Origin of the sequence: Dongia soli (genome assembly GCF_034044715.1) — a bacterium.
In the GTDB taxonomy this organism is placed as follows: Bacteria; Pseudomonadota; Alphaproteobacteria; order Dongiales; family Dongiaceae; genus Dongia_B; species Dongia_B soli.
In genome coordinates this window covers 177,073-192,949 of record NZ_JAXCLW010000005.1, presented here as the reverse complement: position 1 = coordinate 192,949, position 15,877 = coordinate 177,073, and the positions used below count along the sequence as shown (strand labels likewise).

At 62.3% G+C, this 15,877-nt stretch carries 14 protein-coding genes; 9 read left to right on the top strand and 5 right to left on the bottom strand.

Annotated elements, in window-relative coordinates; genetic code table 11:
- Nucleotides 1–58: 58 nt before the first annotated feature.
- Both SMD27_RS17625 and SMD27_RS17620 read left to right on the top strand, forming a co-directional pair.
- Nucleotides 59–1,090 (top strand): HAD family hydrolase, encoded by a 1,032-nt coding sequence (locus SMD27_RS17625; RefSeq protein ID WP_320509741.1) that lies wholly within the window; start codon nt 59–61, stop codon nt 1,088–1,090.
- 33 nt (nt 1,091–1,123) lie between these two features.
- The gene (locus tag SMD27_RS17620; RefSeq protein WP_320509740.1) at nt 1,124–3,652 is read left to right on the top strand and encodes a tetratricopeptide repeat protein; all 2,529 of its coding nucleotides are present in this window, start codon (nt 1,124–1,126) and stop codon (nt 3,650–3,652) included.
- A 650-nt stretch (nt 3,653–4,302) separates the two neighbouring features.
- On the opposite strand, the gene SMD27_RS17615 is transcribed toward SMD27_RS17620, so the two are convergent.
- Nucleotides 4,303–5,997: an acetolactate synthase large subunit gene (locus SMD27_RS17615; protein WP_320509739.1), complete on the bottom strand. Its 1,695-nt coding sequence runs from the start codon at nt 5,995–5,997 to the stop codon at nt 4,303–4,305.
- A 253-nt stretch (nt 5,998–6,250) separates the two neighbouring features.
- Here SMD27_RS17615 and SMD27_RS17610 point away from each other — a divergent pair, with 253 nt between their 5' ends.
- The 3 genes from SMD27_RS17610 to SMD27_RS17600 all read left to right on the top strand — a co-directional run bounded on the left by SMD27_RS17610 (nt 6,251) and on the right by SMD27_RS17600 (nt 9,990).
- A complete protein-coding gene (locus SMD27_RS17610; RefSeq protein WP_320509738.1) occupies nt 6,251–7,456 on the top strand; it encodes an aromatic ring-hydroxylating oxygenase subunit alpha in 1,206 nt (401 codons plus the stop codon).
- A gap of 423 nt (nt 7,457–7,879) precedes the next feature.
- Nucleotides 7,880–8,533: a YbhB/YbcL family Raf kinase inhibitor-like protein gene (locus SMD27_RS17605; RefSeq protein ID WP_320509737.1), complete on the top strand. Its 654-nt coding sequence runs from the start codon at nt 7,880–7,882 to the stop codon at nt 8,531–8,533.
- 116 nt (nt 8,534–8,649) lie between these two features.
- Nucleotides 8,650–9,990: a cation:proton antiporter gene (locus SMD27_RS17600; protein WP_320509736.1), complete on the top strand. Its 1,341-nt coding sequence runs from the start codon at nt 8,650–8,652 to the stop codon at nt 9,988–9,990.
- 175 nt (nt 9,991–10,165) lie between these two features.
- Here the strand turns inward: SMD27_RS17600 and SMD27_RS17595 are convergent, their stop codons facing one another.
- Complete coding sequence (locus SMD27_RS17595) at nt 10,166–10,456, bottom strand: DUF1330 domain-containing protein (protein WP_320509735.1); 291 nt, start codon at nt 10,454–10,456, stop codon at nt 10,166–10,168.
- A gap of 133 nt (nt 10,457–10,589) precedes the next feature.
- A complete protein-coding gene (locus SMD27_RS17590) occupies nt 10,590–11,663 on the bottom strand; it encodes an NAD(P)-dependent alcohol dehydrogenase (protein ID WP_320509734.1) in 1,074 nt (357 codons plus the stop codon).
- A 158-nt stretch (nt 11,664–11,821) separates the two neighbouring features.
- Between SMD27_RS17590 and SMD27_RS17585 the strand changes: the two genes are divergently transcribed.
- The gene (locus tag SMD27_RS17585; RefSeq protein ID WP_320509733.1) at nt 11,822–12,013 is read left to right on the top strand and encodes a DUF2934 domain-containing protein; all 192 of its coding nucleotides are present in this window, start codon (nt 11,822–11,824) and stop codon (nt 12,011–12,013) included.
- An 89-nt stretch (nt 12,014–12,102) separates the two neighbouring features.
- Here SMD27_RS17585 and SMD27_RS17580 read toward each other — a convergent pair whose 3' ends face one another.
- Both SMD27_RS17580 and SMD27_RS17575 read right to left on the bottom strand, forming a co-directional pair.
- Nucleotides 12,103–12,576 (bottom strand): OsmC family protein, encoded by a 474-nt coding sequence (locus SMD27_RS17580; protein ID WP_320509732.1) that lies wholly within the window; start codon nt 12,574–12,576, stop codon nt 12,103–12,105.
- A gap of 184 nt (nt 12,577–12,760) precedes the next feature.
- Nucleotides 12,761–12,973, bottom strand: a complete 213-nt coding sequence (locus SMD27_RS17575; protein ID WP_320509731.1) for a DUF1127 domain-containing protein — start codon at nt 12,971–12,973, stop codon at nt 12,761–12,763.
- Nucleotides 12,974–13,090: 117 nt separating this feature from the next.
- Between SMD27_RS17575 and SMD27_RS17570 the strand changes: the two genes are divergently transcribed.
- The 3 genes from SMD27_RS17570 (at nt 13,091) to SMD27_RS17560 (ending at nt 15,851) form a co-directional block, all read left to right on the top strand.
- Nucleotides 13,091–13,984: a LysR family transcriptional regulator gene (locus SMD27_RS17570; protein ID WP_320509730.1), complete on the top strand. Its 894-nt coding sequence runs from the start codon at nt 13,091–13,093 to the stop codon at nt 13,982–13,984.
- A gap of 44 nt (nt 13,985–14,028) precedes the next feature.
- The gene (locus tag SMD27_RS17565; protein WP_320509729.1) at nt 14,029–14,829 is read left to right on the top strand and encodes a CTP synthase C-terminal region-related (seleno)protein; all 801 of its coding nucleotides are present in this window, start codon (nt 14,029–14,031) and stop codon (nt 14,827–14,829) included.
- 512 nt (nt 14,830–15,341) lie between these two features.
- Nucleotides 15,342–15,851, top strand: a complete 510-nt coding sequence (locus tag SMD27_RS17560; protein WP_320509728.1) for a ferritin-like domain-containing protein — start codon at nt 15,342–15,344, stop codon at nt 15,849–15,851.
- The last annotated feature ends 26 nt before the right edge of the window (nt 15,852–15,877 follow it).

Below are 15,877 nucleotides of genomic sequence, written 5' to 3'. Positions count from 1 at the left end.
GCATGGCTGCTCGATGACGAGCGGCACCTTCTGCATGACCTTCGCACAGAGAATGGCGATGATGAAAATTCGTTTGATGACGGCCTTTGTCGCCTTCCGGCAAGCTTGTTGTTTGGCTGTCATGCTCGGCTTTGTGATCCTGCTCCCGACCTTGGCGCAAGCCGTGGAAGATCCGTTGCCGTCCTGGAACGACACGGGGGCCAAGAAAGCCATTCTCACTTTCGTCGCGCGCGTCACCGCCGCGGGCTCGCCGGATTTTGTGCCGGCGGACCAGCGCATCGCCGCTTTCGATAATGACGGCACATTATGGGTCGAACAGCCGCTTTATGTGCAGCTTTTCTTCGCGCTCGATCGCGTCAAGCAGCTGGCGCCGCAGCATCCCGAATGGAAGAGCCAGGAACCCTTCGCCTCGTTGCTGAGAGGTGACGTGAAGGCTGCGCTGGCGGGCGGCGAACCGGCGATAGAACAGATCGTCGTGACGACGCATACCGGCATGACCACCGAGGATTTCGACCGGATCGTGCGCGGCTGGATCGCCAAGGCCAAAAATCCGAAGACCGGGCATCTCTACACTGAAATGGTCTATCAGCCGATGCTGGAATTGCTGGCCTATCTGCGAGCGAGCGGCTTCAAGACCTTCATCGTCTCCGGCGGCGGCATCGAGTTCATGCGGCCCTGGACGGAGCGTGTCTTCGGCATTCCGCCGGAACAGGTAATCGGCAGCAGCGTCAAGACGGTCTTCGAAATGCGCGACGCCATCCCGACGCTCAGGCGGTTGCCGGAGATCAACTTCATCGACGACAAAAGCGGCAAGCCGGTCGGCATCCAACAATATATCGGCCGCCGCCCGATCGCCGCTTTCGGCAATTCCGACGGCGACCTCGAAATGCTGCAATGGACCACGGCCGGGCAAGGCGTTCGCCTGGCGCTCATCGTGCATCATACCGATGCGGTTCGCGAATGGGCCTATGACCGGAATTCATCGATCGGCCGCTTGGACAAGGCGCTCGATGAAGCGAGGGTGAAAGGCTGGACCATCCTCGACATGAAACATGACTGGAAGATCATCTATCCCTTCGAGAAGCGGTAAAGGGATGCGAGAAGTCACTGACGGGAGAGGTCATTGACGCGCAAGGGACGGAAGCTTCCCGCAAAAAGCCGCAGTCAGAAGGATACCGCCGGCAAGCAGAGCTTGCGATCCGGTGATGGCACATGGCGCGCTGTGGCCAGGCGCCGGCTCGCGAAATGGCTCTACTGGATTCCTGCTTTCGGTGTGCTCGCCTTGGCCATCGCCGCCGGACTCACCTTTCAATATTTAAGCGATGCCGCGCGCAACCCCGCTACCGGCGAGACCGCAAGCAAGTCCCTCGCGGCCGCCAGCTTCGTCGGCAGCGATTCCTGCGCCACCTGTCATCGGACCGAGGCCGAGTTGTGGCGTGGATCGCAGCATCATCACGCCATGAGCCATGCCAGCGACAAAACGGTACTGGGCGATTTCGCCAATGCGCAGGTCGAGTATTTCGGTGTACGGTCGCGCTTCTTCCGCAAGAACGGGAAATTTCTCGTCGAGACCGATGGGCCGGATGGCAAGCTCGCCACCTTCGAAATCAAATACACGTTCGGCATCGATCCGCTGCAACAATATCTGGTCGCGTTTCCCGATGGCCGGATCCAGGCATTGTCGCTCGCCTGGGACAGCCGGCCGAAAGAGACAGGCGGGCAGCGCTGGTTCCATCTCTATCCCCAGGAAGCAATTCGCCATGACGATATCCTCCACTGGACCAAGCTGAACCAGAACTGGAACTTCATGTGCGCCGAATGCCATTCGACCGGCATAAGCAAGAATTACGATGCGGCGCGCGATCGCTTCGCCACGACCTGGTCGGAAATCAGCGTCGGTTGCGAGGCTTGCCATGGCCGGGGCTCGGAACATGTCCGCTGGGCCGAAGCCGGACAAAGCTGGCGGCCGCTTAGACAATTATTCGGGCAACAGGATGATCCGACGAAAGGCCTCATCGTCCAGTTTGACGAGCGCGCCGGCGTCTCCTGGACTCTCGATGCGTCAACCGGTGCGCCGCATCGCAGCGCCGCCCCCGCAGCTTTGCGCAAGGAGGTTGAGACCTGCGGCCTTTGTCATGCGCGGCGCGGCCAGATCTCGGAAGACTGGATCCCGGGACAATGGCTTTCCGACACGCATTCGGTCACGCCAATCGGCCGCGATCTTTATCATGCCGACGGGCAGATGCTTGGCGAGGTTTATAATTACGGATCGTTCAAGCAGAGCCGCATGTTTGCCGCCGGCGTCACCTGCAGCGATTGCCATGACCCGCATAGCGCTCAGCTGCGCGCTTCTGGTGATGGTACCTGCCTGCGCTGCCATGCGGCCGACAAATACGCTGCCGTCCAGCATCACCGCCATGCGGCGGCCAACCCGCCTTTAGCCTGCGCCTCCTGCCATATGCCGGCGCGCACCTATATGGTGGTCGACCGCCGGCACGATCACAGTTTCCGCATTCCCCGTCCGGATCTCTCGGCGGCGCTCGGCACGCCCAATGCCTGCAACGATTGCCACACCGACAAACCGCCGGCCTGGGCGGCGGCGGCGATCGAGGCGTGGCATGGGCCGCAGCGCAAAGGCTTCCAGACTTACGCGCCGGCTTTCCAGGCGGCCTGGTCGGGTCAGCCCGATGCCGCCACGCTGCTGGCTGCCGTCGCCGCCAATGGCAAAGCCCCCGCCATCGCCCGTGCAAGCGCACTCGCCGAACTGGCCGATTATGTGTCGCCGGTAACAATCGAGCTTGCGCGCAACGCCCTGGCCGATCCCGATCCGGTGGTGCGGATCGGCGCGCTCGACATGCTCGATGGCGCGCTCCGCAGCCGGATTGGATCGCCGGCCCAGCTTTGGCAACTCGCCTCGCCGCTTCTTGCCGATCCCAGCCGCGGGGTGCGCATCCGCACCGTCGCCTTGCTTGCCGCCACCCCCGCTCCCAACCTGCCGCCATCCGATCACACGGCTTTCGAGCAGGCGGCGGCGGAATTCATCGCCGCGCAGCGCCTCAATGCCGACCGGCCCGAGGCGCGCACCGCCCTTGGCAGCTTCTTCGCCAGTCGCGGCGATCCGGTCGCAGCCGAGATCGAGTTCCGGGCGGCCTTACGCCTTAGCCCGCAATATACCGCCGCCGCCATCAATCTTGCCGATCTTTATCGCGAGCTCGGTCGCGACAAAGACGGCGAAATTGTTTTGCGGAATGCCGCCGCCCTCGCACCGCAGGATGGCGGCCTGCATCACGCACTCGGACTGACGCTGGTGAGATTGAAACGGCTCGACGAGGCGTTGAGCGAATTGGCTCAGGCCTCGGCGCTGGAGCCCGACCGGCCGCGTTATGCCTATGTCTATGCCATCGCCCTGCACACGGCCGGCCGCGTCGACGACGCCTTGGCGGTGCTCAAGGAAGCCCTGCCCCGCCGACCGGACGATCCAGACATGCTAGTGGCGCTGATCGGCTTCAGCCGCGATGCCGGCGACAATGCCGCTGCACTCGGCTATGCAGAACGGCTGGCCCGCATCGCCCCCGCCGATCCAGGCCTCGCCGCCCTCATGCGCGAGCTGAGGGGCCCGGTGCCGGCAACGCCGCAGCCGAACTCTCCGTAAAGGCGCCCGGCCTCAGCCATGGACCCTCGGGTCAAGCCCGAGGGTGACAACCTTGTCTGTTGTCCACTTGGCGCGAACTCCGTGATGGCGATGTGGCCGACCATCGCACGACATCTATGACAAACCAGCTTGTCACCCTCGGACTTGACCCGAGGGTCCATGGGAGCGACTGATGAACGGCTGCATTTCGTGCAATGCGTCGACATCATCACCATCGCACCCGGCCTTTACCATGGACCCTCGGGTCAAGCCCGAGGGTGACAAGCGGGCGTGGCATTTGACGGACCGCGAGGCGCGGCACCGCTGCACTTTTGCATCGCCTCACCAACGAGATCGCACCGCGCAGCATCAAACCACCTCGTCACCCTCGGACTTGATCCGAGGGTCCATGGGAGCGACTGATGAACGGCTGCATTTCGTGCAATGCGTCGACATGATCACCATCGCACCCGGCCTCCACCGTGGACCCTCGGGCCAAGCCCGAGGGTGACATGCGAGGATGCCATTTGCGCCGTGCGACCGGCGATGGCCGAATGCGCCAGCTTAGCGACGCCGATCGCGTCATGGCCCCCCTCCCCTTCACGGGGGAGGGTCGGGCTGGGGTCAGGCAGCGCCGCCGCCGCCAAAATCTTCCCCGCCCGACCTTCGGCTTAGATCGTCACTTCGATCTCGCCCAGCCGCTTGGTCAGCAGCGGGTTCTCGCGGTAATCGATGGGCACCACGATAAGCGAGGGGCCTTTATGGTCGATCGCCTTGCGCAAGGCGGGGGCGAGGTCCTTCGCCTTGTCGACATATTGCCCCTGCCAGCCAAAGGCATTGGCAAGCTCCAGCCATTTCGGATTGCCGAAGGCGAGATCGGTATGTTTGCCGAATTCGTTGTCCTGCTTCCAGGCGATCAGCCCATAGCCGCCATCTTCCCAGACCATCACCGTGATATCGGCATTGAGCCGGCGGGCAGTCTCCATCTCCTGCACATTCATCAGGAAATCGCCATCGCCGCAGATGGCGAAGACATTCGGCTCCGGCTTCTTCTCCTTGCCCGTTGCCGGATTGGCGACGGCGAGATCCGGCGCCACCAGATGCGCGGCGATCGCGCCCGGCAGCGGCAGGCCCATGGAACAGAAGCCATTGGGGATGATGCAGGTATTCGGCTCGTCGCAATGATAGTAGCGGGCGATCCACATCTTGTGGGCGCCGACGCCAGAGAGCAGGATATCGCTGGGGCCCAGAGCCTCGCGCACATCCCACAGCACCTTCTGCGGGCGGATCGTGCCTTCCGTCGCATCGTCCTTATGGGCGGCGAGATCCGCGGTCATCTTGTCGCGCCAATGGGTCTGGCGCGGCAGATCGTATTTCGGATGCTTCCCCTGTTCCAGCGCCTCGGTGAGGAGGGCGAGATTGGTGGCGATCTCGCCGGTCAGCTCGACATGGGCCTGGTACTGGTTGTCGATTTCCGCCGGCAGCGTGTCGATATCGATGATCTTCTTATCGCCCTTCGGATTCCACAGACGCGGTGGATATTCGACCAGGTCATAGCCGATGGTGATGACGAGATCGGCCTCGTCCACCGCGAAGGCCGGATAATCCTTCTGCTGCAGGCCGATCGTGTAGAGGCAATGCGGCGATGTCCGCGCCACCGCGCCCTTGCCCATGAAGGTGCTGATGACGCCGATCCCCGTCACCTCGACCAGCCGGCGCAGCTCCGGCGTCGCGCGCCGCCGCATCATGCCGTTGCCGGCGATGATGATCGGCTGCTTCGCCTGGCGAATGAGCTCGACCGCCTCGCTCAGGCTCTTCATATCGCATTGCGGCCGGCGATAGCGATGCGGCTCGATCGGCTCGGCCTTGGTCTCCATCTTGGCGACATCTTCCGCCAGTTCCAGCAGCACCGCCCCCGGCTTCTCCGACCGCGTGAGCCTGACCGCCTTGCGCACCATTTCCGGAATTGAGTCCGGATGCCGGATGCTCGCCGCCCATTTCGTCACCGGCTTATACATCTCCACCACATCCATGATCTGGTGGCTTTCTTTATGCTGCCGCGTGGTCGCCCCCTGCCCGGTGATCACCAGCATGGGCGCCCGATCCATATTGCCATCGGCAACACCGGTGATGAGATTCGTGGCGCCTGGCCCGAGCGTGCCGAGGCAGACGGCGGGTTCGCCGGTCAGCCGGCCGTGAACCTCCGCCATGAAGGCGGCACCCTGCTCGTGCCGCGTCAGCACGAACTGGATCGAGGATTTCTGCAGCGACATCATGAAATCGGCGTTTTCTTCACCCGGCACGCCGAAAATGTACTTGATGCCCTCGCGCTCAAGACAGCGCACCAGCAGATCCGAAGCTTTCATTATCACATACTCCAAATAGAACAATGAGTTCGTCCGCAAGGTTAGTGCCGGATGCAGGCAAGGTGCAATGCTATCTTGTCAAGGCAGCCTTCTTCCCGCACAGGCTGAGCTTACGCATGACCGCCATGACGACATCCGCATGACGCTCTCTTTTTGAATTCTCATTCAAGGAATCCTTGATCGCGCAAATCGCAGACGCTAGGTTGGGTATCAATCAAGAACGATGCCGAAAGGATTGACGAGGGAGGGTCGCTTGCATTCGCAACCCAGCGAGATGCTGACGCAACTGATCGCCGCGCAAAAGCCGGGCCATGCCTTGCAGCAGCCTTTCTATAATGATGGGGCGATCTTCAAGCATGAAATGCAGCGCATGATCATGCCGCATTGGCTCTGCGCCGGCCATCTCAGCAGCCTGCCGCGGCCGGGTGATTTCGTCACGGTCGAGATCGCCAGCGAATCCGTCATCCTTTGCCGCGGCCAGGATGGCGAGATCCGGGCCTTGCTCAATGTCTGCCGTCATCGCGGTTCGCGGCTCTGCACCGAACCCGCCGGCAATGCCCGCAGCTTCGTCTGCCCTTATCATGCCTGGACCTATGGCACCGATGGCGCCTTGCGCTCGGCAAGGTTGATGCCGGCCGAATTCGATCGCGACGCTCATGGCCTTAAGCAGATTCACCTGCGTGTCATCGAGGGCCTGATCTTCATCTCCTTCGCGGAAACGCCGCTCGGCCTTGTCCATGTCGAGGAAGTGATGGCCGGCACGGCGAAACCCTATGGCTGGGCCGCGGCGAAGATCGCCCATCGTGCGACCTTTCCGGTCAAGGCGAATTGGAAGCTCGCCGTCGAAAATTACATGGAATGCTATCACTGCAGCCCGGCACATCAGGAATATTCGCGCCATCATGTCTTTGCGCGCCCGCCGGCGCAGAATACCGAGATCGATGCGAAGCTCCGGCAGCGCAGCGTCTCCCTCGGTGTGGCGATCTGCGAGCTTGACCGTTACGCGCTACATGCCGAGCACGGCCAGGAAACTGCCGATGCCCTGCGCTCTGCGCTCACCGAAGGGGCGGTCAGCGGTAGCGAGGATGGCGGGCCGGTGGCGCCGCTGATGGGCGACTTCACCGATTACGATGGCGGCGTCACCTTCTTCGATGTCGGCCCGGTCAGCAATTTTCTCGCCTATCCCGATCACGGCCTGATCTACCGCTTCATCCCGAAGACCGTGGATCGGACGGAGATGGAAGTGATCTGGCTGGTGCGCGACGATGCCAGGGAAGGGATCGATTACGATCTCGCCCGCCTCACCTGGCTCTGGAACGTCACCAGCATCGCCGACAAGCGCATCATCGAGCTCAACCAGCAAGGCATCAACTCCGCCTTCTACGAGCCCGGCCCCTATGCCCCGATGGAAGGCGGCGCCCGGCGCTTCGTCGATTGGTATCTGCGTTCGATCGGGTGAAGGCGCTGGTGCAGGCCGGTGAACATTCATCAGTCGTTCCGATGGACCCTTGGATCGAGTTCCAGGGTGACAAGCGCCTTGTTGCCTGCAGCACGCGATGAATGGCGGGCAGCGGTCATCGCAAGGCGGCGATGACATACAAGGTTGTCACCCTCGGGCTTGACCCGAGAGGTCCATGGCGGAGACGGGGGCATGGCGGAGACGGGGCATGGCGTTGCAGGAGCGCGCCCTTATGCATTCCACGCTTATACCCGCCAGGCGCATCGTGCTGTGACCGATGTCACGCGCTCCTAGGACGTACATCTGCCGGGCCGCGTTGCTTCACCGCCTTTTGATACCATCGCCCAATTTCAAACGACTATGCCTCTGCGCTAGACTTCATGGCCGATCAGCGCCGACCGCTCCCACACGCAGGAGTCAGAGATGAATCTGTGCAGCAACAGTTTCGCCGATGGCCTGGAAATTCCCGCAGAATTCGCGTTGGGCGTGATCGCGCCAAAGACCCATATGGCCTTTTCGGGCAACCGCAATCCGCATCTTGCCTGGGATGAAGTGCCGCCGGGAACGAAATCCTTCGCGCTGATCGTTCACGACAAGGACGTGCCGAGCCAGGCCGAGGATGTAAACAAGGAAGACCGGGATGTGCCGGCCGATCTCCCGCGCATCGACTTCTTTCACTGGACCCTGATCGACATTCCCGCTGCAATGCGCGAGATCGCCGCCGGCAGCCATAGCAACGGCGTCACGCCACGCGGCAAGCCGGGGCCCCAGGTATCGGCGGATAGCAGCGGCATGATGCGGCACGGCATCAACGATTACACCGGCTATTTTGCCGACGATCCGGAGATGAGCGGCACCTATTACGGCTATGACGGCCCCTGCCCGCCCTGGAATGACAGCCTGGTGCATCATTACTTCTTCACGCTTTATGCACTGGATGTGGCGCGGCTGGATGTCAAAGCCGAGCTGACCGGCACCAATCTGCGCGAGGCGATCCAGGGCCGCATCCTTGCCCAGGCGCAGATCATGGGCACCTACAGCCTCAATCCCGACAGAGTCGAACCACCCCGGTCGTAGATATCCGCACCCGTCTAAGTCTGAATGGCAACGCGCCTCGCGTGGGAACTTGCGGCGGCAAGGCCTGTTGTCAGTCGACATGCCGCTTCCACCGCTAGAGGGACAAGACCTGCCGTATGGAGCCGACCGGCCTTAGCCCTTTCGAAATCGCGGCGATCCTGATCTTCGCCACCACTGTCCTGGCTTATCTCAATTATCACCTGCTGCATCTGCCGCCGGCCATTGCGCTCACCCTCATGGGCAGTCTTGCGGCGGTGGCGGTGATCGCCCTGGATCATGCGGCGCCGGAGCTGCGGGCGCTGGAGCGGCTGCGTGATTTCCTGGATCGCATCAGCCTGCGCGCCACATTGCTGAACGGATTGCTCTCCTTCCTGCTGTTTTCTCTCGCGGTGCAGGTAGACTTCCCGGCTTTGCGGCGCAATGCCTGGCAGGTGATGAGCCTCAGCAGCATCAGCGTCGTCTTGTCCACCGCGGTGATCGCCATCGGGTTCTGGCTGGTGCTCGGCTGGCTCGGTGCTGCCATACCCTTTCTATGGTGCCTCATTTTCGGCGCGCTCATCAGTCCGACCGATCCGACGGCGGTTGAAGGCGTCACCGAAAGTGCCCGCATACCGGCCAGTTTGAAGGCGACCCTGGCCGGCGAAAGCCTGTTCAATGACGGCGTCGCCATCGTCCTTTTCAGCCTCGCCACGACGGCCGCCTTGGCGCCGGAAAGTTTCACCTGGAGCGAAGCCCTGTTACTGTTCTGCCGCGAGGCGATCGGCGGCGTTCTGTTCGGCATGTTGATCGGCTGGCTGGCCCTGCAGGGCGTGCGCCGCATCGACGATTACAAGGTCGAGGTGATGATCAGCCTCGCTTTGGTCCTGGGCGGCTATACCTTGGCCCAGACGCTGCATGTCAGCGGTCCCGTCACCGCCGCCATGTCCGGCCTGATCTTCGGCTATCATGGCGTCGAACAATCGATGAGCCGGCAGAGCCGCGAATATTCGGTGAAGTTCTGGGTGCTGATCGGCGATATCCTGAACATGGTGCTGTTCCTGCTGGTCGGGCTGGAACTGGCGGCCAATCCGGCGCCGACCCGCTTGCTGCTGATTTCCGCCCTGGCCGCCATTCCGGTCGCGCTGATCGCCCGCCTGATTTCGACCGCTTTACCGCTCATCCTGCTGCACAGGATGACGGAAGCGCCGCGCGTTTCGCTCGGCGTCCTGCTCTGGGCCGGCGCGCGCGGCGGGGTCTCCATCGCCCTGGCGCTTTCGGTGCCGCGCGATGAACATTATCCGCTGATTTTTGCAGCGACCTATGCCGTCGTGGTCTTTACCGTACTGGTCCAGGGCCTCACCTTGCGGCCGTTGTTGCGCGCCCGCTCACCGGCGCCGGCAAACCCCACGCTGGAAGCGCCAGCACCCGAGTCATCGGTGCCTGGCTCGCTGGACCGCTCCCTCCCACCTAAATCCTAAGCCATGGACTCCGATGCCGCGGCCAGCATCGCCATCGCCGGCACCTTGCGCTATCGCGGCCCCAAACGCAGTATCCCGAGAATGCCGTCGAGACTGCGGCAGTCATCCGTTCTACGAGTACTGAAAGGTGATCGCGCCGAGGATAAGCGGCGGTGGCCGGTCGGCACGCACGCGATCAGCCGGTTTCAACAACAAACATTCTCGCTTGCTGGGCTTCACGGCGTTCTGCTTTGATCGGGGCGTACGTCTCCGAATTGTAGAATGCAAGCGCCTGGGCCAGCGTCGGAAACTCAAGCACGCCAGCCATCGGTAAAGGCGTCTCATCGCCTTCAAGAACCTGCGCGACACGACCGAAATACAGAATCCGCCCACCCGCCTCTTCCAGAGCAGCCTGAAAGCGAGGAGCAAGCGCGGCCTGCTTGGCGGGGTCGATGACCCGCAAATTGATGTGCACGTAGGCTGGCATGACATATCTCCGAATAATGCCTGCACATTATATAGCGCGTGCACTGACGTAAAGCAGCCACCCAAGGCTAGGCGGATTCGATCCGGAAGCTTTCCGGGATCTCGCAAGCGGAACCACCGCGCCGCGCGGGTGATCAAGGCGTGATCGCGATTTTCAGCACGCCGTCGCGCTGATGGGCGAAGAGGTCATAGGCTGCGACGATCTCATCCAACTTGAAACGATGGGTGACGAGCGGCTTCAGATCGGCGCGGCCGGAGGCGATCACCTCCATCAGCCGCCGCATCCGCTCCTTCCCGCCGGGACAAAGTGTGGTGACGATGCTGATATCGCCGAGACCGGCAGCGAAAGCATCGAGCGGAATTTTGAGATCGGTGGAATAGACGCCCAGGCTCGACAAGCATCCACCAGGGCGCAGCACGCGCAGGCAGGATTCAAAGGTCGCCTGGGTGCCCAGGGCTTCGATGGCGACATCGACGCCGCGGCCATCGGTCAGGCGCATGATCTCCGCGACCGGTTCGGCTTGTTTGAAATCCACCACATGCGTGGCGCCGAGCCTGCGCGCGATCTCGATCCGCGCCGGCACGGTATCGACGCCGATGATGGTGGTGGCACCCATCAGCTTCGCGCCCGCCACGGCGCAAAGGCCGATCGGCCCCAAAGCGAAGATGGCGACGGCATCGCCGATCCGCACCTTGCCGCTTTCCGCGCCGGAAAAACCGGTCGACATGATATCCGGGCACATCAGCACTTCATCGTCGCTGAGATGATCGGGAACCGGGCTCAGATTCGCCATGGCATCGGGCACCAGCACATATTCCGCCTGGCAGCCATCGATCGTGTTGCCGAATTTCCAGCCGCCCATCGCCTTGAAGCCATGGCGCGTGCCGGCGCCATCCTGCGAGGCGCAACCACAAAGGCAGGCATAAGAATGGCCGCTGGGCGTAATCGCCCCGGCGATCACCCGCTGACCCTCGCGATAGCCGCTGACGGACGAACCAAGCCGCTCGATGATACCGACCGGTTCATGGCCGACGATAAGACCTCTGGCGACCGGATATTCACCCTTCAGGATATGCACATCGGTGCCGCAAATCGTCGTGGTGGTCACGCGCATCAGCGCATCCAGGGGACCGATATCGGGAATGGCTTTGTCGTCGAGATCGATGCGGCCGGGTTCGACGAAGATCGCTGCTTTCATCTTCGGCATCTCATTCTCCTTCCAACACGGGTCAAGCCAGTGAATGGCGAAGGCGTCTCCCGCTCGCAGCATAGGTGCGCCGGCCATTCAAACCAAGGCCGCAACCGGAACTCCGCTTCGTCTCATGTGTTTTCACGAATAACGAAATTCGACGTCAGGAGGGATAGATGACGGTATCAGAAGACCGCATCCGCCAGCGCGCGCACAAAATATGGAAGGAACAGGGCGATGACCAGCACAAGGCGGAAGATTACATGGAACTCGCCCGCAAGATGATCGAAGAGGAAGAGCAGATGGGCCTGCCGGTCGATCCTTATCCGATCAATCAAGAATCCGAGATCGGCAAACGGGGCCGCTAGGCCGCGGCTCGTATAGCACGACCGCCCGCCAGCGCGACTGCCCGCACCCTCCTTTCCCGGGAAAGGAGGGTTTTCTTTTGCGATCCCGCCTAGGCGCCGGCGACGGTGACGACCGGTTCGTGCCGCACCGGGAAATTCATCGAGGCGGCAATGAAGCAATCCTCATGCGCCTGGTGATGCAGGTGCAAGGCGAGATCACGATCATGGCCGGCAGCGATGATCACCTCGGGACGCAACATGACCTCCGTGAAGGCGCCGCCCGTATCTTTCTGCACCATCCTGCCCTCGGCCTTGTCCTCGTAGCCGACGACATGCAGCGACGCCCGCGCCGCCAAGGCGAGATAAGTGAGCATATGACAGCCCGACAAGGCCGCCAGTAACAGATCTTCCGGATTGTACTGCTCGGGCTTGCCGAGAAAGGCTGCGTCCGCGGTCAGATGCAGCAGCGGCTTGCCAGCGCTTTGCACCGTATGGTCGCGGCTATAGGCACGATAGGCGCTGGTCGGTCCCTGCGCCGCGCCGGTCCAGATGAGATGCGTGGCGTAATGGTGATCATGCGGCATGGGGTGTTTCCTTTGTTGTCATCTATTCTCTTTGCCTGGTCGCAGGCCGGCACAGCAGGTCGCTTCATCGCACGATGCTGCAACAAACAAGGTCGTCACCCTGGGGCTTGACCCGTGGGTCCATCGGAGCGACTGCCGAACGGCTGCGTTTTGCATTGCCCTATCGCACGGCGCGCCGCCGCCATCATACACGCCAGAAGGGCCGGCCGATTTCATCTTCGATATCGGCGCGGCTGAGGCCGAGATCCTTGAGTTGATCGTCATCCATCGCCCCGAGAGCGCGGCGCTGGCGGGCTGCCTCGTGGCACCTTGCCAGCCAGTCGAATCCCGCCAGCAACAGGCTGCCGAGCAGGTCCCAGCAACCGACAGTGATGCGCAAAGCGAAATTGCGGCTCATGACGGCCTTTCCCCGTTATGTCGAAGCAGCACGCGCGAAAGCGGGCTGGACAGGTCTTCTTTTACGCCCGCATAATTGCCGGGAACAGCCGAAGTTATGCGAAAGGAAGCTGCAAAAATGCAGGCCATCAACTGGAATGATCTGCGCTACATCCTGGCCATCGCACGTGGCAACAGCCTGGCCGCGGCGGCGCGGCTGCTCGGCGTCGATGAGACGACGGTGAGCCGCCGCCTGAGTGCGGTGGAAAAGGCGCTGGAAGCGCGGCTTTTCGTGCGCGCGCCCGGCGGCCGGCTGCTGCCCAGCGAAGCCGGAGAGGTTGCCATGGGATTTGCCGAACAGGTGGAGCAGGATGTGAACCGGCTGCATGGCGCGGTCGCCGGCAAGGATGCGGCGGCGATCGGCAAGGTGCGGCTGACCTCCGTGCCGATCCTGGTCAATAGCGTGCTGCTTCCGGCCATGGGCCTGCTGCAGGAGAAGCATCGCGGTTTGCAGATCGAACTGGTTGCCGATATGCGCTATCTCAGCCTGACCAAGCGCGAGACCGATATCGCCTTGCGTCTCGGCCGGCCGCGCAGCGATGTCGGCGCGGCGGTGCTGACCCGCAAGGTCGGCCTGCTGGCCTATGCGGTTTATGCCCCGGCCGCCGCCTCGGCGCGCGAGGCCGCCGCCTTGCCCTGGATCACCTATGACGAGAGCATGGCGCAGATACCCCAGGCAAAGTGGCTGATGCAGATGTCGGCGCGGGATCATGACGGCCGCGTGCCGCTTGCAGTCAATGATCCGGAGAGCATCGTCGCGGCCGTGCGGGCCGGCCTTGGCAAATCCCTGCTGCCGATCGCACTGGTGAAAGGCGATCCCGCGTTTCGCCGCTTGAAGGACAAGGACTGGCCGGCTTTGCCGGAACGCGAGATCTGGCTGCTCATCCATCCCGACCAGCGGCCGCTCGCCCGGATCGGCGCCGTCATCGACTGGATCGAGACCGCGCTGGAACAACGCGGCATGGCGGCATGATGCCGGGAAACGCGCTATAATCTGGTCAAAGAAGGAACCGTCTCATGGCCGAGCCGCATCGTACCGCACCGCTTCGCATCGCTTTGATAGGCGATCACAATCCCGCAAAGGAAGCGCATCAGGGGATTCCCCTATCCCTTGCCATGGCTGGCACGATGCTGGGAACCGAGATCGGCTTCAGCTGGATCGGCACCGAGACGGTACCCGAAGCGCGCACCGATGCCGCCGCCTTGCTCGCCAATTACGACGGCATCTGGTGCGTGCCGGGCAGCCCCTATCGCAGCATGGAAGGCGCGCTTGCCGCCATTCGCACCGCCCGCGAAACCCGCTTGCCCTTCCTCGGCACCTGCGGCGGCTTCCAGCATGCCCTGATCGATTATATCCGCGAGGTGCTGGACCAGCGCGCTGCGGATCATGCGGAATCAAACCCGGAGGCGGAAATGCCAGTGATCGCGCCCCTTGCCTGTTCATTGAAAGGAGCCACGGGCACGATCAATTTCACCCCGGGTTCGCGTCTTGCCGAGATCTTCGGCCGCACCAGCACCGTCGAGCGCTATCATTGCAGCTACGGATTCAATCCGGCCTATCGCGCGCTGATCGATGGCGGCGTGGCGCGCGGCGGCCTGCGCTTCACCGGATTCGATCCCGCCGGCGAGCCGCGTGCCTTCGAACTCGGCACCCGCACTATCGACCGCAACATCGGCAGCAATGGACACCCCTTCTTCATCGCCACTTTGTTTCAGCCGGAACGCGCCGCCTTGCGCGGCGAACACCATCCGCTGATTGCCGCCTTTGCCGCGGCGGCCAGGGACCGGCACAACCATACACTGCGCAACAGCAGCTAAATATCGGGCGACACCTACGGATCGACGATCTTTTCGAGGCTTTCTATATCGCCGCGATCGCATCGACCGCGATGGCAGCGGTGCCGAAATCGCGCGATCCGGAGGATGGCCTCTCCAGCCCGTTCGGTTCCACTGCCAAATTCCTCCCTCGCTTCGCTGCCGCGGCCGCACGTTCTTCTGATGGCAGCCGGAACTAAATCCGTCCGCACATCTCCCCGTACCGCTTCGGTGCCGGCTGCACTCGATAAAATCACCAACGGCGACAACAACACGTGCTGCGCAACTGGCAGGAGAAGCGGTTTTCACATTCGGGAATGCACCAGCACGTCAACAGGCAAAACGCGCAAGTGTTCCTCGGCTAGCCTGCGCAGCCTTATCGCGCGGATGAAGAGATCAAGCGGACTGTTGCATTCGTTCTCGCCGGCAGAAGGGAACCAATGCTTTGAACGCCGCTTGATCCGGGATCAGGCGCCGCATCTCGATAAGGCGAGCAATGAACAAGGGAGCGGAATATGGCAACAGCAGAGGAACGACTGCTCGAATGGCTTCGCGACGCGCATGCAATGGAACAGCAAGCTGAAACGATGCTGGAGTCGCAAATCAGCCGGCTGGAGAACTATCCGGAAGTGACGGCCAAGTTGAAAGAGCATTTGGAAGAAACTCGACGCCAGGCCCAGCTGGTGAACGAGTGCATCGAACGCCGCGCCGGCAGTTCATCGGCGATCAAGGATGCGGCGGCAAAAATGATGGCGGCCGCGCAGGGTTTGAGCGGGTTGTTCGTCGGCGATGAGGTGATCAAAGGCTCGCTTGCAAGCTACACCTTCGAGCAGATGGAGATTGCCTCCTACCGCATTCTCGTTGCCGCTGCCGAGACGGTCGGCGACACGACGACAGCGGGTATCTGCACGCAGATCTTGCGGGAAGAAGAAGCGATGGCCGAATGGCTCGACAAGAACATGCCCGGTCTGGTCCGGAAATATCTAGCGCGCGAAGAAACGCCGGGAGTCGAAGCGAAGCACTAGTGGCAAACCCCATGAACTAAAGAGGA

What these genes read in the sequence shown, in the direction of transcription:
- SMD27_RS17625 (WP_320509741.1), top strand. Translation starts at nt 59, where the DNA reads ATGATGAAAATTCGTTTGATGACGGCCTTTGTCGCCTTCCGGCAAGCT.
- SMD27_RS17615 (WP_320509739.1), bottom strand. Translation starts at nt 5,997, where the DNA reads ATGAAAGCTTCGGATCTGCTGGTGCGCTGTCTTGAGCGCGAGGGCATC.
- SMD27_RS17605 (WP_320509737.1), top strand. Translation starts at nt 7,880, where the DNA reads ATGAATCTGTGCAGCAACAGTTTCGCCGATGGCCTGGAAATTCCCGCA.
- SMD27_RS17600 (WP_320509736.1), top strand. Translation starts at nt 8,650, where the DNA reads ATGGAGCCGACCGGCCTTAGCCCTTTCGAAATCGCGGCGATCCTGATC.
- SMD27_RS17595 (WP_320509735.1), bottom strand. Translation starts at nt 10,456, where the DNA reads ATGCCAGCCTACGTGCACATCAATTTGCGGGTCATCGACCCCGCCAAG.
- SMD27_RS17590 (WP_320509734.1), bottom strand. Translation starts at nt 11,663, where the DNA reads ATGCCGAAGATGAAAGCAGCGATCTTCGTCGAACCCGGCCGCATCGAT.
- SMD27_RS17585 (WP_320509733.1), top strand. Translation starts at nt 11,822, where the DNA reads ATGACGGTATCAGAAGACCGCATCCGCCAGCGCGCGCACAAAATATGG.
- SMD27_RS17580 (WP_320509732.1), bottom strand. Translation starts at nt 12,576, where the DNA reads ATGCCGCATGATCACCATTACGCCACGCATCTCATCTGGACCGGCGCG.
- SMD27_RS17575 (WP_320509731.1), bottom strand. Translation starts at nt 12,973, where the DNA reads ATGAGCCGCAATTTCGCTTTGCGCATCACTGTCGGTTGCTGGGACCTG.
- SMD27_RS17570 (WP_320509730.1), top strand. Translation starts at nt 13,091, where the DNA reads ATGCAGGCCATCAACTGGAATGATCTGCGCTACATCCTGGCCATCGCA.
- SMD27_RS17565 (WP_320509729.1), top strand. Translation starts at nt 14,029, where the DNA reads ATGGCCGAGCCGCATCGTACCGCACCGCTTCGCATCGCTTTGATAGGC.
- SMD27_RS17560 (WP_320509728.1), top strand. Translation starts at nt 15,342, where the DNA reads ATGGCAACAGCAGAGGAACGACTGCTCGAATGGCTTCGCGACGCGCAT.